The sequence below is a fragment of the Microbacterium sp. MPKO10 genome (assembly GCF_026107415.2).
Classification (GTDB): domain Bacteria; phylum Actinomycetota; class Actinomycetes; order Actinomycetales; family Microbacteriaceae; genus Paramicrobacterium.
Window position 1 is genome coordinate 443,343 of record NZ_JAPCHX010000002.1, and the last position, 25,588, is coordinate 468,930.

Annotated in this window: 22 protein-coding genes, 1 tRNA gene and 1 riboswitch; of the genes, 17 read left to right on the top strand and 6 right to left on the bottom strand. The window is 64.6% G+C overall.

All coding sequences use genetic code 11. The features are described from left to right. Window positions 1–3: 3 nt before the first annotated feature. Window positions 4–492, bottom strand: coding sequence for an HIT family protein (locus tag OK352_RS06625; RefSeq protein ID WP_265140656.1), 489 nt, complete (start codon window positions 490–492; stop codon window positions 4–6). A 352-nt stretch (window positions 493–844) separates the two neighbouring features. Here OK352_RS06625 and OK352_RS06630 point away from each other — a divergent pair, with 352 nt between their 5' ends. After that, on the top strand, window positions 845–970 hold the full coding sequence (locus OK352_RS06630) for a hypothetical protein (protein ID WP_265140657.1): 126 nt from the start codon (window positions 845–847) through the stop codon (window positions 968–970). 48 nt (window positions 971–1,018) lie between these two features. On the opposite strand, the gene nhaA is transcribed toward OK352_RS06630, so the two are convergent. Beyond that, window positions 1,019–2,353 (bottom strand): Na+/H+ antiporter NhaA, encoded by a 1,335-nt coding sequence (nhaA, locus tag OK352_RS06635; RefSeq protein WP_265140658.1) that lies wholly within the window; start codon window positions 2,351–2,353, stop codon window positions 1,019–1,021. 259 nt (window positions 2,354–2,612) lie between these two features. On the opposite strand from nhaA, the gene OK352_RS06640 reads away from it, so the two are divergent. The 10 genes from OK352_RS06640 to OK352_RS06685 all read left to right on the top strand — a co-directional run bounded on the left by OK352_RS06640 (window position 2,613) and on the right by OK352_RS06685 (window position 13,330). Continuing rightward, window positions 2,613–4,073 (top strand): aldehyde dehydrogenase family protein, encoded by a 1,461-nt coding sequence (locus tag OK352_RS06640; protein WP_265140842.1) that lies wholly within the window; start codon window positions 2,613–2,615, stop codon window positions 4,071–4,073. Beyond that, window positions 4,066–4,950: a MazG nucleotide pyrophosphohydrolase domain-containing protein gene (locus tag OK352_RS06645; RefSeq protein ID WP_265140659.1), complete on the top strand. Its 885-nt coding sequence runs from the start codon at window positions 4,066–4,068 to the stop codon at window positions 4,948–4,950. Before OK352_RS06640 ends, OK352_RS06645 begins: the two co-directional genes overlap by 8 nt. Window positions 4,951–4,977: 27 nt before the next feature. After that, a complete protein-coding gene (gene hisS / locus OK352_RS06650) occupies window positions 4,978–6,303 on the top strand; it encodes a histidine--tRNA ligase (RefSeq protein ID WP_265140660.1) in 1,326 nt (441 codons plus the stop codon). A gap of 95 nt (window positions 6,304–6,398) precedes the next feature. Beyond that, on the top strand, window positions 6,399–7,679 hold the full coding sequence (gene eno, locus OK352_RS06655) for a phosphopyruvate hydratase (protein ID WP_265140661.1): 1,281 nt from the start codon (window positions 6,399–6,401) through the stop codon (window positions 7,677–7,679). A 78-nt stretch (window positions 7,680–7,757) separates the two neighbouring features. Further along, entirely contained in the window at window positions 7,758–8,321 is a 564-nt protein-coding gene (locus tag OK352_RS06660; protein ID WP_265140662.1) for an FtsB family cell division protein, read from the top strand. A gap of 4 nt (window positions 8,322–8,325) precedes the next feature. Next, window positions 8,326–8,850, top strand: a complete 525-nt coding sequence (locus OK352_RS06665; protein ID WP_265140663.1) for a DUF501 domain-containing protein — start codon at window positions 8,326–8,328, stop codon at window positions 8,848–8,850. A 14-nt stretch (window positions 8,851–8,864) separates the two neighbouring features. After that, window positions 8,865–10,157 (top strand): S8/S53 family peptidase, encoded by a 1,293-nt coding sequence (locus OK352_RS06670; protein ID WP_265140664.1) that lies wholly within the window; start codon window positions 8,865–8,867, stop codon window positions 10,155–10,157. A 99-nt stretch (window positions 10,158–10,256) separates the two neighbouring features. Continuing rightward, the gene (locus OK352_RS06675) at window positions 10,257–11,558 is read left to right on the top strand and encodes a S8 family peptidase (RefSeq protein WP_265140665.1); all 1,302 of its coding nucleotides are present in this window, start codon (window positions 10,257–10,259) and stop codon (window positions 11,556–11,558) included. 46 nt (window positions 11,559–11,604) lie between these two features. Continuing rightward, window positions 11,605–13,164 carry an NAD(P)/FAD-dependent oxidoreductase gene (locus OK352_RS06680; protein ID WP_265140666.1) on the top strand — a complete coding sequence of 520 codons (1,560 nt, stop codon included), beginning with the start codon at window positions 11,605–11,607 and terminating at the stop codon, window positions 13,162–13,164. An 89-nt stretch (window positions 13,165–13,253) separates the two neighbouring features. Further along, window positions 13,254–13,330: transfer RNA gene (locus OK352_RS06685), tRNA-Leu, on the top strand. Between the two features lie 277 nt (window positions 13,331–13,607). Here the strand turns inward: OK352_RS06685 and OK352_RS06690 are convergent. Then, on the bottom strand, window positions 13,608–14,243 hold the full coding sequence (locus tag OK352_RS06690) for an SGNH/GDSL hydrolase family protein (RefSeq protein WP_265140667.1): 636 nt from the start codon (window positions 14,241–14,243) through the stop codon (window positions 13,608–13,610). Window positions 14,244–14,413: 170 nt separating this feature from the next. Between OK352_RS06690 and OK352_RS06695 the strand changes: the two genes are divergently transcribed. Beyond that, the gene (locus OK352_RS06695; RefSeq protein WP_265140668.1) at window positions 14,414–15,061 is read left to right on the top strand and encodes a nucleotidyltransferase domain-containing protein; all 648 of its coding nucleotides are present in this window, start codon (window positions 14,414–14,416) and stop codon (window positions 15,059–15,061) included. A gap of 90 nt (window positions 15,062–15,151) precedes the next feature. Here the strand turns inward: OK352_RS06695 and OK352_RS06700 are convergent, their stop codons facing one another. Both OK352_RS06700 and OK352_RS06705 read right to left on the bottom strand, forming a co-directional pair. Further along, complete coding sequence (locus OK352_RS06700; RefSeq protein ID WP_265140669.1) at window positions 15,152–16,717, bottom strand: bifunctional hydroxymethylpyrimidine kinase/phosphomethylpyrimidine kinase; 1,566 nt, start codon at window positions 16,715–16,717, stop codon at window positions 15,152–15,154. Then, a riboswitch (TPP riboswitch) is annotated at window positions 16,709–16,800 on the bottom strand. (Overlaps the previous gene by 9 nt.) A gap of 47 nt (window positions 16,801–16,847) precedes the next feature. Further along, window positions 16,848–18,506, bottom strand: a complete 1,659-nt coding sequence (locus OK352_RS06705; RefSeq protein WP_265140670.1) for a bifunctional 3'-5' exonuclease/DNA polymerase — start codon at window positions 18,504–18,506, stop codon at window positions 16,848–16,850. Between the two features lie 53 nt (window positions 18,507–18,559). On the opposite strand from OK352_RS06705, the gene OK352_RS06710 reads away from it, so the two are divergent. Beyond that, window positions 18,560–18,868: a rhodanese-like domain-containing protein gene (locus OK352_RS06710; protein WP_265140671.1), complete on the top strand. Its 309-nt coding sequence runs from the start codon at window positions 18,560–18,562 to the stop codon at window positions 18,866–18,868. A 2-nt stretch (window positions 18,869–18,870) separates the two neighbouring features. Here OK352_RS06710 and OK352_RS06715 read toward each other — a convergent pair whose 3' ends face one another. Next, complete coding sequence (locus OK352_RS06715; protein ID WP_265140672.1) at window positions 18,871–20,907, bottom strand: Ig-like domain-containing protein; 2,037 nt, start codon at window positions 20,905–20,907, stop codon at window positions 18,871–18,873. A 315-nt stretch (window positions 20,908–21,222) separates the two neighbouring features. Between OK352_RS06715 and OK352_RS06720 the strand changes: the two genes are divergently transcribed. From OK352_RS06720 to OK352_RS06735, 4 genes are all read left to right on the top strand, one after another. After that, window positions 21,223–22,476 (top strand): amino acid deaminase/aldolase, encoded by a 1,254-nt coding sequence (locus tag OK352_RS06720; protein WP_265140673.1) that lies wholly within the window; start codon window positions 21,223–21,225, stop codon window positions 22,474–22,476. Next, entirely contained in the window at window positions 22,473–23,786 is a 1,314-nt protein-coding gene (locus tag OK352_RS06725) for a D-arabinono-1,4-lactone oxidase (protein WP_265140674.1), read from the top strand. Before OK352_RS06720 ends, OK352_RS06725 begins: the two co-directional genes overlap by 4 nt. 122 nt (window positions 23,787–23,908) lie before the next feature. Further along, window positions 23,909–24,475 (top strand): LemA family protein, encoded by a 567-nt coding sequence (locus tag OK352_RS06730; protein ID WP_265140675.1) that lies wholly within the window; start codon window positions 23,909–23,911, stop codon window positions 24,473–24,475. A 73-nt stretch (window positions 24,476–24,548) separates the two neighbouring features. After that, the gene (locus OK352_RS06735) at window positions 24,549–25,442 is read left to right on the top strand and encodes a M48 family metalloprotease (protein WP_265140676.1); all 894 of its coding nucleotides are present in this window, start codon (window positions 24,549–24,551) and stop codon (window positions 25,440–25,442) included. The last annotated feature ends 146 nt before the right edge of the window (window positions 25,443–25,588 follow it).

Here is a 25,588-nt window from a genome sequence, read left to right on the forward strand (position 1 = left end):
GGGTCAGCCGATGCGCACGTCGTCGTGTGCCGCAAGCGTTCTCACGGTCTCGGTGATGCGTGAACGCAGCTGGGCGTGTTCCGGGCCGAGTGCGGTCGCCGGGTTGCTCCAGTTCGATGGGTCGTAGTGCCAGACGGGTTTTGGAATAAGGTGTTCGGGCTCCCATTGGTAGCGCGGCCACACGTGGGCGTGAACGAAAGCATCGGTATTGCCCAGGATCTCGAGGTTGATCCGACGAAAATCCGCGTCGATTTCGCGGCAGGACTGCTCAACAGCTGTTGCGAGAAGATCGGCATCGGCGAGAAACTGCACACGCTCCCGCCTTGGCATGTCGGCCAGGGACCGTGCTCGGGGGTCGCGCCCGAGCAAAACGCAATACCCGGGCAGAAACTGTACGTCGCCGATAACGGCGAAACCGCTCGTCAGTTCTGCGATGACTGTCGGGTTCTCGCCCCGGGCTGCTGATCCGATGCGGTCATGACGCCAATCCATGGTGACACCCTACTGCGTGTATCGAACGCGACTCTTTTCACAACGTCAGTTGTTCTTTGGAGATCGAACACGGGCGGGGTCTCGGTATCTGCGTACGTAGCTGGGAGGTACCCTGCTCAAAAGTGAGATGCCACGATCGGCCCCTCGGCAGCGCGGCGGAATCATATGGTCGACGCAATGCTCTGATTGATTGGAGTACTGATGTCGAAGTCGGATCGTGGCAATCGTTTCGGGCAAGAGACGCGTGATGCGTTCGTTGATCTGGTTTTCTCCGGAGCGAATCTGGCTGAGGCCGCGATCGAGCTGGGCACCTCGGTGGCGACAGCGGAAGTTTTCACGGAAGAATGGGGCAATGACCTCGACCTTCACCCTCGCATCGCCGATCTTCGGGCGTCTGGCGGAACGCATCGTACTTGTGCCCTACCTCCGTCGCCTGATCGTCAAGCGAAACACCGAGCTCATCGCCGCGCTGAGCTGATTCGACGCATCGCTGACCCGTCATCCCGTGTGAACGGCGGGGAACCGGTCAATTGTCGCCGCGATTCTCGTAGACATCCGGGATGCCGTTTTCGTCTGCGTCGATCGTCTCCCGTTCAGCGAGGCGACGGTAGTGCCTGTTGCGTGCGCGAAGGACGACCGCGGCGAGCAGAGCGGCAAGAACGGATGCTGTGAAGATGGCGATCTTCGCATGGTCACCGTGCGGGCTGTCGTACCCAAAGCTCAGCTCAGCGACGAGCAGTGACACCGTGAATCCGATGCCCGCCAGCATCCCGACACCGATGACGTCAATCCACGCGAGAGAACCATCGAGCCTGGCCTTTGTGAAACGTGTGAGCAGCCACGTGGTGAGCGTGATTCCGATCGGCTTGCCGACGACGAGACCGGCAAGGATGCCGATCATTACCGTGTCGGTGAGAGCCTCGACAAAACCCTCAGGACCGCCGATCGCAACACCGGCCGCGAAGAACGCGAAGACCGGCACGGCGAACCCGCTGGAGATCGGACGCAGCCGGTGCTCGAGCACCTCGGCAAGACCGCGACCGGCATTCGGGCCACCATGCTTGGCGAGGCGGCGGACAGGTACGGCGAACCCGAGGGCGACGCCCGCGATTGTCGCGTGGATGCCGGAGGCATGGAGCAGCGCCCACGCGACGACGCCGATCGGAAGAAGAATGACCCACGATGCCCATAAGTGACGCCCGAAGAACCGCGGAAACACGTGCGTGAGCGCAGCGTATGCCGCAAGCGGAATGAGCGTGAGCAGCAGCGGCGTGAGCGCAAAGCCCTCGGCGTAGAAGATGGCGATGATGACGATCGCGATGAGGTCGTCGACGACGGCGAGGGTGAGCAGGAAGATGCGCAGCGCGCTGGGCAGGTGAGAGCCGAGGATCGCCAGAACCGCGACGGCGAACGCGATGTCCGTGGCCGTCGGGATCGCCCACCCCTGAAGTGCGCTGGGTGAGGTGGCATTGACGATGACATAGAAGAGAGCAGGAACGGCGACACCGCCAAACGCGGCTGCGACGGGAACCAGCGCGGTTGCAGGGGAGCGGAGATCGCCGATCACGAACTCCTTCTTGAGTTCGAGTCCGGTGAGGAAGAAGAAGATCGCGAGCAGGCCATCTGACGCCCACTGCCCGATCGACAGCTCCAGATGAAGCTCGGGGATGCCAACCGTGATATCGCGCACTGTGAAATAGCTGTCGGCCCAGGGAGAGTTCGCCCACACGATGGCGATGACGGCCGCGCCGACGAGCAGGAGACCGCCCACGGTCTCGGTGCGGAGGATCTCGCCGACCCTCGATACCTCGGCAAAGCTGCCGCGGCTGAGAATTGTTCGGGTGCGTCCTGACGGTGACATACGGCCTTTCGGGGTCGACGACGGGAATTGCCGACCAGACTTCCCGGCGCACCGCTCCCAGTATAGGGAGGTGGCAGGAAAGCGACAGAACCCGATCGAGGCCCGCCCGGAGACGGTGAGGGCCGGAGCCTGTGGAGACCGGAGACAGTGTTGACCAGAGACCGTCAAGGTCAGCACACGTAAAGGCCAGGCCAGGTGGTGTCGGTCGGCTGGGTTGACGGGAGAGTGGCCGCGTGATGCACAGGGCCACCACGTAGTGTTGTACGAACCGGAACCGAACCGCATAAAGGGGGAGCCCATGTCGACGAAGACGACGGATGCCGCCGCTGCCGTGACGCACGTCCGTGGTGCGTTCGAGCGGGGCGTGACGAAGCCCTATGCCTGGCGGCGTGAGCAGCTCGAGGCACTGCGGTCGATGATCCTCGACAACCAGGAGATTCTCGAGCGCGCGCTGTTCCGCGACCTTGGCAAGCACGCGACCGAGGCTCAAACCACAGAAATCGGGTTCGTACTCACCGAGCTGGACCACACGCTGCGACACCTCCGCCGCTGGCTGCGCCCACGGCGCGTCGCCGTTCCGCTGGTGCTGGCACCAGCATCCGCTCGCACCGTGTACGAGCCGCTCGGCACGGCGCTGATCATGGGGCCGTGGAACTATCCGGTGCAGCTGATCCTCGCACCGCTCATCGGGGCGCTCGCCGCGGGCAATGCCGTCGTGCTCAAGCCCAGCGAGCTTGCTCCCGCGACAAGCGAGGTGCTCGCCTCGCTCATTCCCGTGTACCTCGACGAGCGCGCCGTGACGGTTGTGGAAGGCGATGTCTCGGTCGCGAGCGACTTACTCGCTCAGCGCTTCGACCACATCTTCTTCACGGGGAGCACGGCCGTCGGACGGATCGTCGCGAAAGCGGCATCCGAGAACCTGACGCCCGTCACCCTGGAGCTGGGCGGTAAATCACCGACGTTCGTTGATGACACGGTTGACCTTGTCGCTGCCGCACGCCGCCTCGTCTGGGGCAAGCTCATGAACGCGGGACAGACGTGCGTCGCGCCCGACTACGTGCTCACGACGCCACGCACAGCAGACGTGCTGATTCCGCATCTGCGCCGGGCAATCGCCGAGTTCTACGGCGAGGACCCATCGCTCAGCGTCGATTACGGGCGCATCATCACCACGCGACACACAGAGAGGCTGCGTGACCTGCTCGACGGGCACGATCCCGTGATCGGAGGCCGCGTCGACGTCGACGAGCAATACGTTGACCCCACGGTGATCAACGGCGTCGATCCGGATTCGGCGATCATGACCGAGGAGATCTTCGGGCCGATTCTGCCGATCGTGCACGTGGCCGATGCGACGGAGGCCGTGCGTTTCATCAGCGCGCGCGACAAGCCCCTGTCGCTGTACGTGTTCTCTGACGACCCGGCGGTCAGACGGCGCTTTCTGCGCGATACCTCATCCGGAGCCATCGCGTTCGGTGTGCCCGCCGCGCATCTGACGGTTCCGGATCTGCCCTTCGGGGGAGTGGGCGCGAGCGGCATGGGCGCCTACCACGGCGAACTGTCGTTTACGACGTTCAGTCACGCGAAGGCTGTGCTGTCGAAGGGATTGATTCCTGACACGCTCTCGCTCGTGTACCCGCCGTTCACCGAAGGAAAGAGCGCCATAGCCCGGCGCGTCATCGCCCGAACGTCGCCGCTCCTCGGGGGTGACGATGACTGACGCAGAGCCGCAGCGTTCCACGCGCGGCACTGCACTCGGCACGACGGTCGCCCGCACAGGCAGTTCCGAGGTCGACATCGACGGGCACGTGTCGTCTGCTCTGCCCGATTCTCCGCACACGGCGCAGCTTCTCGCCGATATGACCGAGGTGCTCGATCGGTGCGTGTGGAGTCAGTCGATGACACACGAGTCGCTCATCACCTACCTCGTCGAAGAGAGCTACGAGCTCGTCGACGCGATCGAGGAGGGCGACCCGCAGGCGATGCTCGAGGAGCTGGGCGACGTGCTCTGGCAGGTGGTGTTCCACGCGGAGATCGCGGCACGCACCGCGGGCGAGAACTTCTCGTTCGACGACGTTGCCCGTGTCGCCCACGAGAAGGTCGTGCGTCGGCATCCGCATGTCTTCGGTGAGGAGTTTGCACCGACACTTGACGATGTGTTCCGGGTCTGGAGCGCCGCCAAAGCACGTGAGAAGAGCACGCGCACGAGCGCGCTTGACGGCATCCCCGCCCAACTGCCTGCTCTCGCGCTCGCCGACAAGGTGATCGGGCGTGCCACACGGGCCGGTGTTCTCGCGCCGACGTCCGAAGCCGCTGGCGCCGCGTCGATGCCAGGGGCTCCGGATGCTGTCGCGACCGTGAGCCGGGACGCCCGCTCACGCACCGTGGCGGACGCCGCTACAGGAACGGATGCTGATGCGGGCACGGATGCTGTCGCAGGCCAAAGCCCGGATGCTGATGCAAACGAGACCGCGCTCGGCGACCAGCTTCTCGCGATCGTCCGCGACGCCCACGAACGCGGGCTCGACGCCGAACGGGCCCTCCGCTTGGCCGTGCGACGCCTCAGCGCCGAGGTCCGGGAACGCGAACAGGGGTAACCGGCGGACCGTGCCAGAATTGAACGCATGGCCTCCTCAGTGACACCTCCGCGCGGCATGCGCGATTACCTCCCCGCAGACAAGGCAAAACGTGAATACGCGCTCGGTCAGATCCGCGACGTGTACACGCGTTACGGCTTCGATGAGATCGAGACCCCGGTCGTCGAGGACTATGGCCGTCTGCATGGAGGTCTCGGAGGCGACAACGAGAAGCTGACATTCAACGTCCTGAAGCGCGGCCTGAGCGCCGATGACCTGCGCGCCGCCGCCGACTCCGGCGATACCTCAGCCATCGCCGACCTCGGTCTGCGTTTCGATCTCACCGTTCCTCTTGCCCGGTTCTACACGACCCACCGCGGCGAGCTGCCGCCGGTGTTCCGTGCCATTCAGATCGCCCCCGTGTGGCGCGCCGAGCGGCCGCAGAAGGGCCGCTACCGGCAGTTCGTGCAATGCGACATCGACATCTTCGGCGAGCCGGGCCCGCTCGCCGAAGTCGAGCTCATTTCGGCGACTGCTGCTGCTCTACGCGAGCTCGGGATCACCGGCTTTACCTTCCGCCTCAATGACCGGCGCATCCTCACCGGCATGCTCGACGCGTTCGGCTTCGACCCCGCCGAACACCCCGGAGTCTTGATCACAATCGACAAGCTCGACAAGATCGGTGTCTCCGGCGTCATCGCCGAGCTGCGCGATCGTGCGGTGACAGCATCCGCCATCAATGAGCTCGAGGCCTACCTCGCGCGCATCGAGACTGCCGAACGGAACGGGTTCGGCGTCGAGCAGATCCGCGCGCTCCTTCCCGAGGGAGTAGACGAGCACGTCATCGCCGAACTGGCGAGCATCGGTGAGGCCGTGGCGCACTCGTCGGCCGTCGCCGGAGCAGGTGGCGCTGAGGGGTCGAGTGCTGCGCCGCTCGTGCAGTTCGATCCGTTCCTCGTGCGCGGCATGGGGTACTACACCGGCCCGATCTTCGAGATCCACCACCCAGAACTGGGTTACTCTCTCGGCGGAGGCGGGCGCTATGACGGCGTCGTCGGGCGCTTCCTCGGGCAAGACGTTCCCGCATCGGGCGCATCGCTCGGATTCGACCGCATCGTCGACCTCATTGACACGGATGCTGTCACACGCGAAGACGCGCTCGTTCTCGTGCATGAGAAGGGCGCTGACCCGGCTGCGCTCGTCGCTCTCAAGACGCAGCTCGTGGCGCGCGGAACCCGTGTTCGCCTGGAGAAGCGGGTGAAGAATCTCAAGGGTCTGCTCGACCGCGTCACGGCCGCGGGCTTCACACGATTTGCCCTCGTTCCCGCGGACGCGACGGGCATCGAGGACCTGGAGATCAAGCCGCTCGGCTGAGCCGACCGTGAGCTTTGCTCGTGGTGTGGCTAGACTTGGCCGCGGGCCAACGACGTTCCATGCACACACACATTCCGGCATAGAGGAGACATCCCGTGGCATTCATCGAGGCGACAATCGCCCGAGAGATTCTGGATTCCCGTGGCAACCCCACCGTTGAGGTCGAGGTCATTCTCGACGACGGAGAAGTGGGCCGTGCTGCGGTTCCCTCCGGCGCATCAACCGGTGAGTTCGAAGCCTACGAACTGCGCGACGGCGACAAGGACCGCTACCTCGGCAAGGGCGTTCGCACGGCCGTGACCGCGGTTCTCGACGAGCTCGGCCCCGCCATCGAGGGTTTCGACGCCTCAGAGCAGCGCCTCATCGACAACGCACTGCGCGAGGTCGACGGCACAGAGAACAAGAAGCGCGTCGGCGCCAACGCCATCCTCGGTGTGAGCCTCGCTGTTGCACACGCAGCCGCCTCATCGGCTGACCTGCCGCTGTTCCGCTACCTCGGTGGACCCAACGCGCACGTCCTGCCCGTGCCGCTCATGAACATCATCAACGGTGGCGCACACGCGGACACCGGCGTCGACATCCAGGAATTCATGATCCTGCCGATCGGTGCACCGAGCTTCTCGGAGGCTCTGCGCTGGGGTGCCGAGACGTACCACGCCCTCAAGGGCCTGCTGAAGTCGAAGGGCCTCTCGACCGGCCTCGGCGACGAGGGCGGCTTCGCTCCTGACCTCGAGAACAACCGCGCGGCGCTCGACCTGATCGTCGAGGCAATCCAGAAGGCCGGCTTCACGCCGGGCACCGACATTGCGCTGGGCCTCGACGTCGCCTCGAGCGAGTTCTTCGAGAACGGTTCGTACCGCTTCGAGGGCAAGGACCGCACGAGCGAGGAGATGACCGCGTACTACGAGGAACTCGTCGCGAACTACCCGCTCGTCACCATCGAGGACCCACTCGACGAGAACGACTGGGAGGGCTACGCCCACCTCACACCGGCACTCGGAGACAAGGTCCAGATCGTCGGTGACGACCTGTTCGTCACCAACCCGACGCGCCTCGCAGACGGCATCGCCAAGGGCGCCGCCAACTCGCTGCTCGTCAAGGTCAACCAGATCGGCACGCTCACGGAGACGTTCGACGCCGTGTCACTCGCCCAGAACTCCGGATACACGGCGATCCTGTCGCACCGTTCCGGCGAGACCGAAGACACGACGATCGCTGATCTGGCTGTGGCGACGAACTCCGGCCAGATCAAGACCGGTGCGCCTGCACGCTCCGAGCGCGTCGCGAAGTACAATCAGTTGCTGAGAATCGAGGAGGAGCTGGGCGAGGCCGCTGTTTACGCGGGCCGCTCTGCTTTCCCGCGCTTCAGCGCGTAAAACCTCGCGTGACAACGCTCCCGGTGCCGCGCTGAGGCGCAGCGCCGGGAGCGTTTCCCGTTTCACCAGGAGGATGCCATGGCACGACGACCCGCGAACCCGCGTCGTACAGCGTCGCGCCGCAGCCGTGATGACAGCGTGGTGATGGAGCAATCCGAGAAGGGACGCTGGGTCGGCGGCATCCATTTCTCTGGGTTCTCGCTCATGATGATGGTGCTTCTCGTGCTCGGCGTCGTGGTGCTCGCTCCGAACCTGAAGGCGCTCGTCGAGCAACGGCAGCAGATCGCCGACCTCAGACAGCAGGTGGCCGACCAGAAAAGCGACGTCGAGAGCATGCAGCGTGAGCGCGAACGCTGGAACGATCCCACCTATGTGCAGACGCAGGCCAGGGAGCGCTTCTTCTACGTCAGCCCCGGCGAGATCAGCTTCATCGTCATCAATGACCTCGACGAGGCGCTCCTCTCAGATACGTCTGAGCCGATCAGCGACCAGCTCACGACCACGGACGTCGATTGGGCATCGTCGCTGCTGAGCTCGATCATGACATCCGCATTCACCCCGGTGAAGGACGACACGGGCGGCGATGAGCCAGGCTCGACGTCAACACCGAGCCCCACCCCGACCTCGACCGAGAAGAAGTGACAGCGTGACAACCCCACCCTTCACTCCCGTGACGGATGCTGACATCGCACAGGTCTCGGCACAGCTCGGGCGTCCCGCCCGCGACGTCGTCGGCATTGCCGCCCGCTGCGTCTGCGGACGCCCCACCGTGGTGTCCACGCGGCCCCGGCTGTCAGACGGAACGCCGTTCCCGACGTTCTACTATCTCTGCCACCCGGGAGCGACAGCGGCGGCGAGTGCGCTGGAAGCCGAGCACGTCATGGTCGAATACAACGAGATGCTTGCAGAGGACGAGTCGCTTCGCGAAGCCTACGCGGCGGCGCACGAGTCGTACCTCCGAGATCGCGAGAGCATTGCGCACGTCTCAGAGATCGACGGGATTTCGGCAGGAGGAATGCCTACGAGGGTGAAATGCCTGCACGCGTTGCTCGCGCACGCACTGGCCGCGGGTCCCGGAGTGAATCCGATCGGTGACCGTGCGCTCGAGCGCTCACGATGGTCACCAGAGACCTGCACGTGCACAGGTGACGCGTCGACGGGAAAGGGCTGATGAAATACAGGGTGATGAAAAACCAGAAAGGCCTACGCCCCACACTGCTGTGGGTGCGACGCAGCATTGCCGTGCTCGCCGTCGCAGGTGGTTTCCTCAGCGTCGGGGTGGCACCAGCGGCCGCCGCGTCAATTGACCGCAGCGACCAGTACTGGCTCGACAGCGGATACGGCGTTCAGCGTGCCTGGGACGTGACCAAGGGCAAGGGCGCAGTCATCGCGGTCATGGATACGGGGATCAAAAAAGGGCCGAAGGAGTTTTCCGGTGTGATTGGTGGCACCGACGTCTCAGGCGTTGGAAGTTCTGACGGACGCACCCCCCTCGGCGACGACATGGAGAAGAATCACGGCAGCTGGGTGGCCTCACTCGCCGCGGGCCGCGGCGATGGAACAGCAGACGGACTTCTCGGAATCGCACCCGAGGCATCGCTCCTGTCGATCTCTCTCGGCTTCCCCTCGAGCGGCAGCACGGTCTCGTTTGTCGACCAGGTTTCCGAAGGCATCCATTGGGCCGTTGACAACGGCGCTGACGTCATCAACATGTCGTTCACGACAAACACCAAAGAGTGGGACCCTTCCTGGGACGAGGCTTTCCAATATGCGTATGACAACGACGTCGTTGTCGTGGCAGCAGCAGGAAACCGGGGCAGCGGCACGGATGTGATCGGTGCACCGGCGACGATCCCCGGAGTTCTCGTTGTCGGTGGAGTGGACAGGCAAGGCGAGATCAGCGTCAGAGCTTCAACGGACGGCATCACGATCGCGGTCACGGCACCCAGCGAGAAACTCACGGGTGTGAGTGCCGATGGCAGCCATGTGGAATGGGCGGGAACGAGCGGCGCGTCTCCGATCGTCGCGGGAATGGTGGCTCTGCTCCGCGCGAAGTACCCGGACATGAACGTGGATAACATCATCAACCGTCTTATTCAGACCGCGAATCCCTCTGTCAACCAAGGAGACGAGGTTCCCTCGCCTGACTACGGGTATGGATTCGCAAGCATCGGCGCGGCATTGACCGACGACATCGAGCCCGTCGACGCGAACCCCATGGGCAGCCTGGCCGATTGGGTGAAGGTCAACAGGCGCGCGGAAGCAGACGACGTGACACCGCCAGAGGACACATCGACGGTGAAGGCACTGCCCTCGAGGAAAGAAGCGACGGCGAGCGAGTCGCCCCTGCTCCCAACACAGCAGACGTTGCGCTACGTCAGCGTTCCAGCCGCTTTCATTCTGGGCGTGGGGTCCCTCATCGTACTGGGCCTCATCGGGGCCCGGCGCCATTGGGCACGCGTCGAACGTGAACGGTAAACGTGGAGTCCTCCCCATGGGCAAAGCCCACCTCCTCGTGGAAGTATGAGTGATGATGGCGTCGTTTTGCCTAATGGTTTGATGCAGAGGAGTGCTGAGATGACCCAGCGACCACGGATGCGCGATCGCTTACGCGTCAGGGGAGTGATCGGTCGTGCCGTCGCCGTCGTCGCAACGGCGGGAACGCTACTGGTTCTCACCGCGTCGCCCGCCGCGGCGTTCTCAGGAACGCGCGCCGATCAGTACTGGCTCGACAGCGGCTACGGCGTACAAGAGGCCTGGAAGACGACGAAGGGCAAGGGCGCCGTCATCGCCGTCATGGACACCGGAATCGGCAAAGGCCCCAAAGACTTCGCCGGCGTGACAGGCGGCACTGACGTTTCCGGCGTTGGGTCCTCCGACGGTCGCACCCCGCTGGGCAGCGAAGAAGAGAAGAACCACGGCAGCTGGGTTGCCTCGCTTGCGGCCGGTCGTGGTAACGGCTCGGCTGACTCTCCGATCGGAATTGCGCCCGAGGCCACGCTGCTTGCGATCTCCATCGGCTTCCCCTCCAGTGGTGCGACGGTGCCCTTCGTCGATCAGGTCTCTGAAGGCATCCATTGGGCCGTCGACAACGGTGCCGATGTCATCAACATGTCGTTCTCGACGAACACGAAAGAGTGGGACCCCTCGTGGGATGAAGCGTTCAAGTACGCGCACGACAATGACGTGATCATCGTCGCTGCGGCGGGAAACCGAGGAAGCGGAACCGAGATGGTCGGCGCGCCCGCAACGATTCCTGGCGTCCTGACCGTCGCTGGGGTCGACAAATCAGCGAAAGTTAGCCAGGGAGCATCCACCGAAGGCATCACGATCGGCGTCTCCGCTCCCAGTGAGGAGCTGACGGGTGTGTCTGCCGATGGCTCCCTCGTGCAATGGGCAGGCACAAGTGGCGCCTCACCGATTGTTGCGGGAATGGTGGCGCTGCTGCGCTCGGCCTACCCCGACATGGACGCGAACAACATCATCAACCGCCTTATCAAGACCGCGCACCCGACCGAGGGCCAGGGAGACGAGGTTCCGTCTTCCGATTACGGTTACGGCCTCGCGAACATCGGTGACGCGATCGACAAAGACATCGAGAACGTCGACGCGAACCCGATGGGCAGTCTGGAGGAGTGGATCACGGTCAACAGACGTGCCGACGCCGAGAATGTTGAGCCACCCGTCGACAAGACGAAAGTCAAGGCCCTGCCGCCGATCGAGAAGGCAAGCCCCAGTACAAATCCGTTGCTTCCCACCGCGGATACCCTCCGGTACGTGAGCGTTCCTGCAGCCCTCCTTCTCGGCGCTGGTACACTAATAACGCTTGGTGCCATCGGCGCTACCCGGCATGCCAAACGGGTGGCACGCAAGAAGTAGTACGCTCGTTTGCTGTATCTGCGATCCAGTAGGAGATTATTTCACCGTGCCCAAGATTCTCGTCGTCGGCGGAGGTTACGCCGGCTTTTACACCGCATGGAAGCTCGAGAAGCACCTGCGTGCAGGAGAGGCAGAGGTCACCGTCGTTGACCCCCGTCCCTACATGACGTACCAGCCGTTCCTTCCCGAGATCGCGGCCGGCTCGATCGAGCCCCGTCACGCTGTCGTTCCGCTGCGCCGCCACCTCAAACGCACCGAGGTGATCACGGCGAAGGTGACGTACATCAACCACGCCGAGAAGACGGCGACGATCACTCCGGATGTGGGTGAGTCGTATGACTTCGAGTACGACCAGGTCGTCGTGACCGGTGGCGCTGTCTCGCGGACATTCCCAATTCCGGGTCTTGCCGACGAGGGCATCGGGCTCAAGACCGTTGAAGAGGCCGTGGCGATCCGAGACCGCGTGCTCGACAACTTCGCCAAGGCGGCGCACCTGCCTGCCGGGCCTGAGCGCGACCGCCTGCTCACGTTCGTCGTCGTCGGCGGAGGTTTCGCCGGCATCGAGGTATTCGCCGAGCTGCGGTCGTTCGCGAGCGCGCTGCTCAAGTTCTACCCGCAGATCGAATTCGACGACATCAAATTCCACCTGGTGGAGGCCATGGGCCGCATCATGCCCGAGGTGTCACTCAAGACCAGCCACTGGGTGCTCAAGGACCTCGCCAAGCGAGGTGCTCTTGTGCACCTCGACACGCAGTTCTCATCGTGCATCGACGGCAACATCGAGCTGTCGACCGGTGAGAAGTTCGAGTCTGACCTCATCGTGTGGACGGCGGGCGTCATGGCGACGCCACAGATTGTGCGCCACACTGACCTCCCGATCGAAGAGCGCGGGCGTATCATGACGCGTGCTGATCTGCGCGTGGGCACGGACGACGAGCCGATCGAAGGTGCCTGGGCCGCGGGCGATGTGTCGCGCGTTCCTGACCTCACCGGCGGAGGTGTCGGTGGCTACTGCGTGCCGAACGCGCAGCACGCCGTGCGTCAGGGCAAGCTTTTGGCGACGAACGTCATCGCCGTGCTCCGGGGCGAGGAGCCGAAGCAGTACATCCACAAGAACCTTGGTGCCGTTGCCGGTCTTGGCCTCGGAACTGGAGTGTTCCAGTCGGGAAAGATCGCGATCAAGGGCTTCCCCGCCTGGGTTGCGCACCGCGGCTACCACGGTCTGGCAATGCCGACGTGGGAGCGCAAGTTCCGGGTCTTCTGGGGCTGGGTGAACAACTTCTTCCTCGGCCGTGACATCGCCTCGCTGTCTGCCCTGCAGCAGCCGCGCGCCTCGTTCGAAGAGTTCGCCGCGCGGCCGAAGCCTCCGGCACCCGCTGAAGAGAAGCCAGCCGAAGAGAAGTCGACCGAGGTGAAGTCCGCTGACGCGGTCGCCGAGAAGAAGGCCCCGGCGAAGGCTGAAGAGAAGGCTCCGGCGCAGAAGACTCCGGCCAAGAAGCCCGCTGCATCGAAGGCACCCGCATCCTCGTCTTCTGCGAAGAAGCCGGCGACTAAAAAGCCGGCGGCGAAGAAATCAGAGCAGAGCACGAGCGATTCTGTCGCCTAGCAACGCCCGTTTTCACGTGAGGACCTACCCCGAAGGGGCGGGTCCTCACGTGCATGACGGGTCTGCGATTCCCGTAATGTAGGGGAGTGGCCCCTATAGCCCAACCGGCAGAGGCAGGCGACTTAAAATCGCTACAGTCTGGGTTCGAATCCCAGTGGGGGCACCAGAGCGTCGTTGTTCACACCAGTGACGATCCCAGATTTACCTGTCTCGGTTTCGCCTCCTGTTTGGAGGACGAGAGGGGTGGCCGGGGGCCCGGAACTGGACAAAACATCGACGGGGCGCTTGCGGTTCGGCGTCAATGCCATCCTCATCGGTGAGGTGAGTCGAGGAATGCACTTCTCGGGCGAGTTCGCCTCGGTAACCGTGCAAGCGATGGGTGTTGTGCCAGCCCACCCAGCGCGTTTCAGCGAGGTGCTCAGGTGATGGTCGCGCCGCGAGGTTCAGAGGGCAATCTGTTCCCAGAGCGCCTCGGCCCACAAGGCGTGACCGCGTTCATTGGGGTGGAAACGGTCACTGGCAAAGGTACGCAGATACCTGGCAAGGGAGAGGCTCTTGGTTGCGGTGTGGATGTCGGCGATCGAATGACCGCTGGCTTTAGCCGCTGCGCCGATGGCCTCGTTGGCTTTGCGCGCGCGGCCTTCATACGGCCAATGCAGAAAATACGGCACGAGGCCCACGACGAACCCCTCGGGCAGTCGGGTGGTGATGGCCTGCATTGCCTCGGCGAACTCACGGGTGCGGAATAACGGTGCCCAAGCCACGTCGTTTCCACCGATGACGCAGGTGAGCACATCAGGCGTGGCCGTTGTTGAGAGTTGGGGTATCTGTGTGTTCAGAACGTCGTGTGCCCGCGCGCCACTGACCGACAGGTTGACGGTGCGCACAGAGTGCCCCGTCGTCTCCGCGAGACGGTCGGCGATAACGCCGACGTAGCCGCGCTGAGGGTCATCGACCCCGACGCCGACCCCGGCCGAGTCACCGAGTGCCACATAGGTCAACGTCCCTGTCTGCGGGCGAGCCCAGTACGCCAAATGGTTGCGGGCCTGGCCCCTGCTGCGTCGTGCTGCGGGTCCCATACCTGTAGACCATACCCCAGTGGGGTATTAAATAGAACCCGACGAATCGCCGTCGGTAGTGGCACGTGCGAGTTTGAGAACCGCCCAACGAGGCGCACCGGACGCCGTACGACGGCTGGGGTGCGAAAGATTTGCTTCCTCGCGTCGGACGCTGGTCGTAGAATTCCGGAGTGACGGAATTGACGGACGACGAATTCACCCGGCTTTACGGCGAGTGGGCCGGACACACTCCCACCGATGCTGCCGCCTTCTTCGCCGAATACCAGGGAACGTGGTGGGTCGCTGGAGGATGGTCGATCGAAGCCTTCACCGGTGTGACGCGTCCGCACGACGATATCGACATCTCCATGCTGTCGGCAGAGCTCCCTCAGCTGCGCCGGTTTCTTGCCGGTCGGCTCGATGCCTGGATGGCCTCGTCAGGAACGCTGACGCCGCTGCTCGCGGATGACCGACCAGATGCTCCGGCCAACGAACTTCTGCCCGAAGGCGGTTCGCAGCTGTGGACGCGTGCTGACGCAGCATCCGCATGGGAATTCGATATTCTCCTGTCGCCCGGCGATGAGCACACCTGGGTGTACAAGCGCGATCCCACGATGCGGATGCCGATGAGCGATGCCGTGTGGAGCCGCGACGGAGTGCGGTACCTGCGCCCCGAGATCCAGATGCTCTACAAAGCCAGGGGCGACCGGGCCAAGGACCGTGCGGACTTGCGGGCCGTCGTTCCGCTGCTCGAGCCCGCACGCCACTCCTGGCTGATTGACGGGCTCACTCGCGCAGACCCGCAGCACCCGTGGCTGGCCATGCTCGAGCAGCCCTGAGTCGGGAAGGTCCGGGCCAGGGCGCTATAGGCCAGGCTGTCCGCGGCAGAGCGTCCTGCGGCAGGCCGTTCCGAATGGGAGTGCCCTGGGTCAGCTGGCTGCCACCTGCGCGAACTCGAGCGGCTCGGCGAAGAACCGCAGTTCGTGCTCGGCCGACAGCCGGAACGCACGCCACATGCGGTCGCGCGTTGCCGAGTCGGCATCCGCGGCCAGACGCGTCACAATCTCGATCGCGCGCGTGCTCGCGTTGGCGAACGTTGGGTCTTCGTAGGTGCTCAGCCACGGCATGTACGGGGTGTCCGAGGCCGCATTTGGCAGCATCCGGGTTCCGACATCGACGTAGATCCAATAGCAGGGCAGCAGCGCAGCCGCGAGAACGGCATACGAGTCCCGCGCAGCCGTCGCGGCGAGATGGTTCGTGTAGGCGATGGTCGCCGGGGCCTTCGGCGCGGCGTCCACGACCGAAAGATCGCCGAGGAAATGCGCGTGCACGGCCGTCTCACCCGCGAGAGCATTGAGCGCACCGGATGCCCAGAACTCCTGCTCGGCGACTGTTGGAGCCAGCGTGCTGGCCGCCGCGAGCATCCGCGAATAGTCCCGCAGATACAGGGTGTCCTGCACCAGATAATGGCGGAACGCGGCCGGGTCGAGTGTGCCGTCGGTAAGCCCGGTGATGAAGGCGAGGTCGTCAATATCGGCGCGCACATCGGCGATTCCGCTCCACCAGTGCTCGGCGATCTCACCCGCCGTGAGCGGTGCTGCTGCCCGGCGCCGGAGCGTGGCGAAATGATCGACGGGGCCATGGCCCGAGCCGACGTTCAGACGGGATCCATTCCGGATGCTGTCGGCGAGCCACTGCTTCGCCTGCTCCAGCGCGCTGGCCCATTCGCCCGTTTGCGCGTACAGCGTTGCGATCGCCGACGAGAGCGAGCATCCGGTGCCGTGCGTGTTCGTCGTATGGATGCGTGCCGCCGTGAACTCTGCAATGACTCCGGATGCTGACACGAGGGCATCGTGCACGGCGTCGCCGTTCGCGTGCCCGCCCTTCGCGAGCACGAGTGTGTCGTGGTGTTCCGCGACGCGCTGCGCCTGTGCGATCACGTCGGACCAGGCGCGCACGCGGGGTTCACCCGCGAGCACGGCGAGCTCGGGGATGTTGGGGGTGACGAGGTCGGCGTGCCGCAGCATCCGGCCGAGCGCTTCCTCGGCCGACGCGTCCAGCAGCCTGTCGCCGCTTGTTGCGACCATGACCGGGTCGACGACGACAACGGGTGCCTGCGTGCGCTCCAGCCAGCGGTCCACGACCTCGATGTATTCAGCCGTGGCCAGCATCCCGATTTTCACGGCATCGATCTGCACGTCGTCGCTCACCGCATTGAGCTGCTCGGCGAGGAACTCGGGCGGCGGCGTGTGCACCGAGTTCACCCCGCGCGTGTTCTGCGCGACGAGAGCGGTCACCACGGCCATGCCGTAGCCGCCGTGCGCGGCAATCGATTTGAGGTCAGCCTGGATTCCCGCTCCGCCCGACGGATCCGTTCCGGCAATGCTGAGCACCCGAGGAATCACCGCCACATCATGCGGACCGGGGGAGCCCTGACGAACGGTCGCCTCGGGCGGCGTGAGCGTGGCTGACTGTGTTTTCGGCGTACGCGACATTCGCGACATCCCTTCGCTAGTACGAGCTAGATCAGGTTCGACGGGTCTTATCTCAGCCCCGAAGGGCACCCCGTGTCACTGGTGACGGCCACTCTACCCGATGCTCGAGCTGCTTGTGCTCCCACCTGGGTCACGCATCGGCGTAACAGCATTCGATCGCGACGTCGAGCGGAAAGTCGATGGGGAAGTCGCCGAAGAGTCCGCGCCCAGCCGCGGCTGCGGCATCACGAACGGCCTCAGCGACGAGCGATGCCGACTGTTCGGGCGTGTGGATCACGAGCTCGTCGTGCAGAAAATACACGAGATGCGGATGCTGCTCGCCGCTGCCGAGCGGTCGCAGACGGTGGCGCAGCTCGGCCATCCAGCACAGCGCCCACTCGGCGGCCGTGCCCTGCGCGACGAAGTTGCGGGTGAAGCGGCCCCAGTCGCGGGCTGCTCGGCGTGCGGCGCGTTCGTCTGCAGGCGTTGCCGTGACCTGCGCGCCGGCGCGTGTGACAGCGCGCCAGCCCTCTGACGGCTCGGGGGAGCTGCGACCGAGCCACGTCGTCACTTGCTCACCACGTTCACCCGCGCGCGCCGCGGCTTCGACCAGGCCCGTGGCACGTGGATACGCGCGCATGAGGCGCGGCATGAGCCGGGCACTCTCGCCGGTCGTGGCACCGTACAGCGCACCGAGCATGGCGATCTTCGCGTGCTGACGGGTGTCGACGGTTCCCGCGTCGACGAGCCCCTGATACAGATCTGTTCCGTACCCCGCCGCGGCCATAGCAGTGTCGCCAGCCATGGCCGCCACAATACGTGGCTCCAGCTGCGCGGCGTCCGCGATCACGAACGTCCAGCCCTCGTCGGCGACGACAGCGGGCCGGATCTGCGCGGGCAGCTGCAGGGCACCGCCGCCGTCCGTCGCCCAGCGCCCCGTCACCACGCCCGCGACAATGTATTCCGGGCGGAACCGGTCGTCATGAACCCACTCGTCGAGCCAGGCCCAGCCGTTCGCCGTCATCAACCGTGACAGGGACTTGTAGCGCAGAAGCGGCTCGATCACCGGATGCTCGTGGCGCTGCAGTTCCCATTTGCTTGTCGACTCGACGGTGATTCCTGCTGAGCGCAGAGCCCGCAACAGGTCAGCGTGGGAATCCGGATTGAGCCCCGGAGCATCGAGCTCGGTGCGGATGCTGTCAGCCAGCCTTTCGAGCACGGCGGGGCGACCGCCGAACACCGGCCGGGGGCCCAGCGCCTCCGTGAGGAGCCGCTCGTGCACGTTGCGGCGCCACGGCAGACCGTCGTACCGGATCTCGACGGCGATCAGCGCGCCGCACGACTCCGCGGCCAGAAGGCTTCGGAGCCTCGCGGGCCTGGTCGACGCGGCGACGGCAGCGAGCTGGCGCTGCAGCTCAGCGACAGCATCCGGTCTCTCGGACCCGCCCGTCAGCTCAGCGAAGCCCGTCAGGCCATCGTCGCCGCGGGCGGCCTCCCACGCGGCATCCCATTCATCACCCGTCTCGGGGAACACCTCGCCGGAGGGCACAGTCGTCGACCGTCGTAGGATCGTGCGGCAGAGGGCAAGGTCGTGGCTTCGGCTGAGTCGCACACCGCGTTCGACAAGCTGCGGATAGAGTTCAGCGGTGTGGCCGAACACCCAGCGGACGCCTTCCTGATCACGCTGCGCCAGCACAGTCGGCGCCTCGTCCCAGCTGACGTCGACCTCGCCTGCCGCCTGCCCGGTCTCGTCTGCATCGACCAAGCGCAGCCCGGAGATCGTGGGCGAGGGTTCGATGACGACATGCACGTGTCCATTCTGGCGGCACCCGATGACATGCTGCGCCGTGTGAGGATGGAAACATGAAAGAGATCGCCGTCACCGACCTTGCCGCACGAGTCAAGCAGGGCACCGCCACCATCGTCGACGTCCGTGAGCCTGACGAATGGCAGAGCGAGCACGTTGAGGGCGCGGTGCACATTCCGATGTCGCAGTTCATGGAGCGCGAAGGCGAATTGCCGGATGCTGACGAGCTGCACATCATGTGCCACTCGGGCGGCCGCAGCGCGCGCGTCGCGCAGTATCTCGAGCAGAAGGGCATTGACGCTGTCAACGTCGACGGTGGCATCGTCGCGTGGCAGCAGGCCGGGCTTCCGGTCGTCTCGGGCTGACTCTAGGAGTTCGCGAGAAGCGGCTGAACGTAGCGCTTCCACAGCCACACGGAGATGCCCAAGGCCGCGAAGGCGAACACGAGGGCGAGTGCGGCAAGCAGGTTGCCCGTCGCCCGCCAGTTCTCGATGCTCGGGCCCAGCATGACGAAGAGGGCTGTGAGGATTGCGAGAACCGAGGCGAGCCACAGGGGGCGTGACCAGGCGAAGATCGCCCGTCCGCTCAGCCGCCCGAGTGGAACCATCATGATCGCGGATGAGCCGATGCCGACGAGCGCCGTGATGTTCGCCGTCTCGATGAGCAGCTGAGTGAAAAAGCCGCCGCCCTGCGGCACAAGCGCGGCGAGCAGCCAGGCGAGCACGCCGACGACGAAGACACCGCCGATGCGCGTGAGAGCCAGGCGCGCGAGAACCGTGCGGTTTAGCACCGTTGGCACGCGAACCGTCGTGACGAGAGCGAAGAGCAGCGCGGGGTGCAGATCGAAGACCCGTGACGCGAGCACGGCCGCGGCCACGAGGAGCAGCCAGCGGGGGTTGAACTGCACTTCGGTGAAGCCGCATTGCCACACGTGCGACAGGATGCGCGGCACCCACGCGGCCACGGCATTGACGAGGGCAGCCGCGAGAATGGCGGCGATGAGCAGCCTCAAGAACGCGGGTCTGCCGTCGACGGGATTCGCGAAGATCGTGAGTGTTCCGGTGGCGGCGATTCCGATGACGATCATGGCGACGCGGCTCGGTGTGGCGAGCATCGGTGCTCTGTCGAATTCGGCCGCGGAACGGTTGCGCCCGGTGACGGAGATTCCGGATGCTGCGACGCGCCGCCGTGCGAGTGTGCCGGCCAGCATCCTCGCGGGAATCAGAATGAGCGCGACGGTCAGCAGGGCGAGCAGCAGGGCGCGGAGCCACCCGGCGATGGCCTCGGCACCGACGGCGGACGGCAGAGACTCCGTAAAGGGTGTCGCGTGGTTCCACGGACCGGGACCGTTCGGCGGTGCGGCGGGTGGCGGCACTGCTTCGTCTCGTGAGTCGCTGTCGTCGCTCTCAGATGGTTCGGGCTTCTCGTCCTTGGGGGTCGTGGAGTTGCCATCGTCGGGCGAGCTGTTCTCCTCACCCGGTTTGTCTGAGGGAGTCTTCTCTGGCGGATCCGACGGCGACGACGAGGTGCCGAATATTACGGTGATGGCGGGACCGTCGCCGCTGGAGTTTCCGGCGTTATCGTCAGCCTTCGCGACGATCTTTTGCGAGCCCGATGAAGCGATCTCGGCAGCCGTGCACGACCATTGTCTCGAAGAAGACACCTCGACGGTGCACAGTGTCTGCGAGCCCGCGAACACCTTGACGGTTGAGCCAGGCTCACCGGTGCCGGAGATTTTTGCTCCGGATGCTGGCACGTTCGAGCCGTCCGCAGGGGAGGTGATCGTCGGTGCTTGTGGGGCCGTGAGATCGACGGTGATCTTTACAGCGGGACTCTTGTCGGAGTTTCCATCCGCCCATGATGTCGTTTGCGTCGCGGTGGCTGAGATGTTGGAGAATTCACGATCGACGCTGATCGACCATTCGCCCTGAGAACTCGCGGTCGCGGTGTACGAGTGCCCGTCGATCGATACCGTCACATCGGCGTCGGAATACGCCTTGCCTCGAATAACGCCGCCGCTCCCGATCGGACCCTCCGGCTTCTCAATAGTGGGCGGAAAGAGAACGTCAACCTTCGCATCGGCTGCAGTGCCCACGTTCGAGTCGGCAAAGCTGGCGGTGACTTTCTGCTCGGGACCCTCGGATACGTCTACGTCTGTCTCGAACTGGTTGCCGTCAACTTCTACGGATTGTGAGTCCACGGCTGACGCGACGGTGATGGTGGTGCCGTCGGGGACCGAGTCGTCAATCGACCCCACGACGTGAACCGATGAATCCGGCGAGAAATCGTCAACCTCGAGCTTGATAGTGGGCGTCGAGGTCTCGTCATCCGTGTCCTTGTTCGCATCATATGACGGCGGAGGCGTCCCATCATCGGTCTCGGCAGCGAGGGGAGACGACGGCATTGCAGCCGAGGCTGGACTTGCAAGCGCGACGGGGAGTGCCAACGCTGCGACAGCGATCAGTGTGACAGCCAGAAACCGCCATCGACCACGCGATCTCACCGGTACGTCCGGAGAGATGTGCTGTGCTGTGTCTGTGAAAGTCCGCCCCACTTCATCATCCATTCACGGCGATGAGACGGGCGATGTCAAGCGGGCGCGACGCATTATGACGCGCTTCCCAGCCCTACTCCAGCCTGATGCGCGACAAACGTGAGAATACCTCTCTTTGCTCGCCGAGGGAAGGCCGATATCGTGGCAGAGGACGAAAGGCTCTCAATGGCGATTTCCCTAACCGCACAACACGAGCGCATCGGAGTGAACTCGGCACCCTGGCGCTCGCCGGAAGCATATTGGTCCTCGATCGACAGTGCGACAGCTGCTGAAGACCCGCCGTTCGGCGTCCTCCACCTCGACGCGCTTCGCTTCAATGCGCACGACATGATCCGCCGCGCATCGGGCACCCCCATCCGCATCGCCAGCAAGTCAGTGCGCGTCCGCTCGGTTCTGGATGCTGCGCTCGAACTGCCGGGATTTGACGGTGTTCTCGCCTATACACTTCCGGAAGCCCTGTGGCTTGCCGAGACGATCGATGACGTCGTCGTCGGATACCCGACAGCGCACCGTGCGGCCATCTCACGGCTCGCGGAGTCCGAGACTCTCGCGTCACGCGTCACGCTCATGGTTGACAGCGCCGAGCACCTTGACGCGATCGACGCGGTTCTTCCGCCCGAGAAGCGTCAGTCGATCCGGGTGTGCCTCGAGCTCGACGCCTCGTGGGATGCCCCTGCGCCCCTGGGCCGGCTGGGAATGTGGCGCTCGCCGATCCATACGCCCCAGGCCGCGCGTTCCCTGGCGGAGTACATCGTCAGCCGCCCCGGTTTCACGCTCGTTGGCATGATGGCCTACGAGGGGCAGATCGCCGGTGTGCCAGACAAGGCTCCGGGTAAGGCAGCGATGAACGCCGTCGTGGGGTGGGTGAAGACCCGCTCGCGAGCCGAACTCGCCGAACGACGAGCCGAGGCCGTGGCGCTGGTGCGCGAGGTCGCCGATCTTGAGTTCGTGAATGGCGGTGGGACGGGCTCACTCGAGAGCACGTCCAGCGATGACTCTGTGACGGAGATCGCCGCGGGCAGCGGTCTCTTCGCCGGGCACCTCTTCGACGGGTTCGGTGCATTTCAGCCTGCCCCGGCAGCATCCTTCGCTCTCTCTGTCGTGCGCAAGCCACGACGTGACATGGCGACGATCCTCGGCGGCGGCTGGATCGCCTCCGGCCCGCCCGGACCCGAGCGGCTGCCCCAAGCTGTGTGGCCAGAGGGGCTGCGCATGATGCCGCGCGAGATGGCCGGTGAGGTGCAGACTCCCGTCGAGGGCGACGCCGCCGCACGGCTGACCTTGGGGGATCGTGTCTGGTTCCGCCACAACAAATCGGGCGAACTGAGTGAGCGGCTGAACGAGTTCGTCGTCGTTCACGGTGACGAGATCGTCGAACGCGTACCGACATATCGCGGCGAGGGGAAGGCATTCCTATGACGGTGACCGGTGGAACCTGGACGAACTGGGGGCGCACAGAAGAAGCGAAGCCCATTCGTGTCGAGCGCCCGCGCACCGCAAGTGCCGTGCAGCGCGCTGTCGCCGCCGCGGCTGGAAGCGGGATTCCGATCAAGGCGGTCGGTGCGAGCCACAGTTTCAGCGGTATCGCCGCCCCAGCCGGCGTCCTGATCGAACTCGACGACCTGAGCGGGCTGATCGACGTTGACGAGACCCGCGGCTACGCGACGTTCTCTGCGGGGACTCGGCTGCGTGATGTTCCACGCCTTCTCGCACGCCACGGGCTCGCCATGGAGAACCTCGGCGATATCGATAGCCAGTCGCTCGCGGGTGCCATTTCGACGGGGACGCACGGCACGGGCGCGGGGTTTCGCGGCCTTGCCGCTCAGGTAGCTGGGGCGACGCTTGTGACGGGCGCGGGGGAGCTGTTGCATGTCGACTCCGAGAACAACGCCGACCTTCTGCCAGCCGTCGCGCTCGGGCTCGGTGCTCTCGGCATCCTCGTCGATGTAACGCTGCGCTGCGTGCCCGCGTTCGACCTCACCGCCGTCGAAAAGCCCGAACCGCTCGATGCCGTTCTCGAATCGCTGACCGAGCGGGTCGCGGCGGCCGATCACTTTGAGTTCTACTGGTTTCCGCACACCGAGACAGCGCTGACGAAGACAAACACGCGGATGCCGTCGGGTGCCGCCCGCCGCCCGCTCTCTCCCGCCAAACGCTGGATCGACGACACTGTCGTCTCCAACGGGCTCTACCGCGTGACGTGCGGGCTGGGCTCTGCCGTGCCCGCGATCGTCCCGACCGTCAATCGAATGGCCGACAAGCTCACGGGAAACCGAGAGTTCAGCGACGCGTCGCACCGCGTCTTCACGACGAAACGCACGGTGCGCTTTGCCGAGATGGAGTATGCGTTGCCCGCGGACCGGGTCGTCGATGCGCTGCGCGCCGTGAAGAGTCTGATCGACACGTCGGGGTGGAACATCTCGTTTCCGGTCGAAGTGCGCTTCGCAGCATCCGATGACCTGTGGATGTCGACCGCGACGGGGCGGGAGACGGGATACATTGCTGTGCACCGGTATGTGCGAGACGCTCCCGCAGAGTACTTCCGGGCCGTCGAGGAGATCATGCGTGAACGCGACGGGCGCCCGCACTGGGGCAAAATGCACTGGCGCGATGCCGAGAGCCTGCGGAGCACGTATCCGCGATTCGACGACTTCGTTGCGGTGCGTGACCGGCTCGATCCGGCTCGGCTCTTTCGCAATCCGTACCTTGACCGGGTACTCGGATCCTGAGAAACACGCGTGCAACCGGCGTTGGCAGCCGGATTTGACGGTGAATTTCAGCAAGCTGAACGTAGACTAGGCAAACGCGGCTCCGACCGAGTCGCACACAGCACAAAGGGAGTACGCAAAGCATGGAATGGCTCATTCCCGTTCTGATCGTCGTGGCGTTGGTCGTCATCATCGGTATTTACCTGTGGGTGACGTACAACTCGCTCGTGACACTCGGGGTACGCGTCAATGAGGCATGGAGTGACATCACCGTGCAGCTCAAACGTCGTGCCGACCTGATTCCGAACCTCATTGAAGCCGTCAAGGGGTACGCTGCGCACGAGAAGTCGGTGTTCCAGAACGTCACCGAGGCACGTGCGGAAACTCTGAACGCGCAGGGTCCAGCCGAGGCTTCAGCGGCAGAGAACCACATGCAGCAGGCGCTCAAGTCGATCTTTGCGGTCGCCGAGGCTTACCCGCAGCTTCAGGCGAGCAACAACTTTCTGCAGCTGCAGAGCGAGCTCGTCGACACGGAAGACAAGATCCAGGCTTCGCGCCGCTTCTACAACGGCGGCGTTCGCGAGCTGAACACGAAGATCCGCGTGTTCCCGAACAACCTGTTTGCGAAGGGCCTCGGCTTTCAGCTGCGCGAGTTCTTCGAGGTCACCGACAGCGCAGCAATCGCTGAACCGCCACGGATCCAGTTCTAGGCTGCGAGCGGCGGCTCCGGGCTGCCGACGACAGCCTCGTCTTTCCCACTCGTCGCCTGCGTAAGGGTCACTGATGTATCGCGCCATCCGCAAGAACAAGATCAACACCGTGGTGATCATCTTTGTGTTTCTTGTGATCATCGGCGGGCTCGGTGTTCTTGCCGGCTACGTGTACAACAGCTGGACGATCACGATCATCGTTCTGGCCGTGGCGACCGGGTACGCGCTGCTTCAGTACTTCATGGCTTCGTCGCAGGCTCTTGCGATCAGCGGCGGCAAGCAGATCAGCAAGGCAGACAATCCGCGTCTCTATCGCGTCGTTGAGAACCTCAGCATCGCGACGGGAACGCCGATGCCTAAGGTGTACATCATCAATGATCCCGCGCCGAACGCTTTCGCCACAGGCCGGGATCCTGAGCACGCCTCCGTCGCGGCAACGACGGGTCTGCTCGAGATCATGACCGATTCCGAGCTCGAAGGCGTCATGGCGCATGAGCTCGGCCATGTGCGCAACTATGACATTAGGGTCTCGATGATCGTCTTCGGGCTCGTGGTCGCGATCGGCTTTATTGCAGACCTCTTCCTGCGGATGATGTGGTTCGGCGGAGGCCGAGGCGGGAACAATCGCGGTGGGGGAGGGAACCCCATCATCATGATCATCGGCATCGTCGCGATGCTGATTGCGCCCCTAGTTGCGATGCTAGTGCAGCTTGCCATTTCGCGGCAGCGTGAGTACCTCGCGGATGCGACGGGTGCGTTGACCACGCGGCATCCGGATGCTCTCGCGAGCGCACTGCTGAAGCTGGACTCGCACGCGCGGCCGATGAAGCGGCAGAACACGTCGATGGCGCACCTGTGGATCAACGACCCGCAGAAGAAGCCCGGTGTCGCGAAGCGGCTGATGAGCTCGCACCCGCCCATTCCGGATCGCGTGCAGCGCCTCCGCGATATGGGCGGCAGCTTCTAACGACGACCCCTGGGCCGCGCACTCTGGGCCCGGCGCGAGGGGTATCGGCCTGCTGTGAGAGCGTCTCGTCGTTGTCATGGGCTCACTGAGCCGGCCCATTGTTGTGGCTGTTGTTCGTGCTCTGGGGAGCCGAATGTTTCTGCCTA

Excerpts from the sequence above, each read along its gene's own strand:
- nhaA (WP_265140658.1), bottom strand. The coding sequence starts at position 2,353 with ATGTCACCGTCAGGACGCACCCGAACAATTCTCAGCCGCGGCAGCTTT.
- OK352_RS06625 (WP_265140656.1), bottom strand. The coding sequence starts at position 492 with ATGGATTGGCGTCATGACCGCATCGGATCAGCAGCCCGGGGCGAGAAC.
- OK352_RS06660 (WP_265140662.1), top strand. The coding sequence starts at position 7,758 with ATGGCACGACGACCCGCGAACCCGCGTCGTACAGCGTCGCGCCGCAGC.
- OK352_RS06710 (WP_265140671.1), top strand. The coding sequence starts at position 18,560 with ATGAAAGAGATCGCCGTCACCGACCTTGCCGCACGAGTCAAGCAGGGC.
- OK352_RS06645 (WP_265140659.1), top strand. The coding sequence starts at position 4,066 with ATGACTGACGCAGAGCCGCAGCGTTCCACGCGCGGCACTGCACTCGGC.
- OK352_RS06670 (WP_265140664.1), top strand. The coding sequence starts at position 8,865 with ATGAAAAACCAGAAAGGCCTACGCCCCACACTGCTGTGGGTGCGACGC.
- OK352_RS06675 (WP_265140665.1), top strand. The coding sequence starts at position 10,257 with ATGACCCAGCGACCACGGATGCGCGATCGCTTACGCGTCAGGGGAGTG.
- OK352_RS06725 (WP_265140674.1), top strand. The coding sequence starts at position 22,473 with ATGACGGTGACCGGTGGAACCTGGACGAACTGGGGGCGCACAGAAGAA.
- OK352_RS06715 (WP_265140672.1), bottom strand. The coding sequence starts at position 20,907 with ATGCCGTCGTCTCCCCTCGCTGCCGAGACCGATGATGGGACGCCTCCG.
- OK352_RS06735 (WP_265140676.1), top strand. The coding sequence starts at position 24,549 with ATGTATCGCGCCATCCGCAAGAACAAGATCAACACCGTGGTGATCATC.
- hisS (WP_265140660.1), top strand. The coding sequence starts at position 4,978 with ATGGCCTCCTCAGTGACACCTCCGCGCGGCATGCGCGATTACCTCCCC.
- OK352_RS06690 (WP_265140667.1), bottom strand. The coding sequence starts at position 14,243 with ATGGGACCCGCAGCACGACGCAGCAGGGGCCAGGCCCGCAACCATTTG.
- OK352_RS06730 (WP_265140675.1), top strand. The coding sequence starts at position 23,909 with ATGGAATGGCTCATTCCCGTTCTGATCGTCGTGGCGTTGGTCGTCATC.
- OK352_RS06700 (WP_265140669.1), bottom strand. The coding sequence starts at position 16,717 with ATGTCGCGTACGCCGAAAACACAGTCAGCCACGCTCACGCCGCCCGAG.
- OK352_RS06720 (WP_265140673.1), top strand. The coding sequence starts at position 21,223 with ATGGCGATTTCCCTAACCGCACAACACGAGCGCATCGGAGTGAACTCG.
- OK352_RS06630 (WP_265140657.1), top strand. The coding sequence starts at position 845 with ATGACCTCGACCTTCACCCTCGCATCGCCGATCTTCGGGCGTCTGGCG.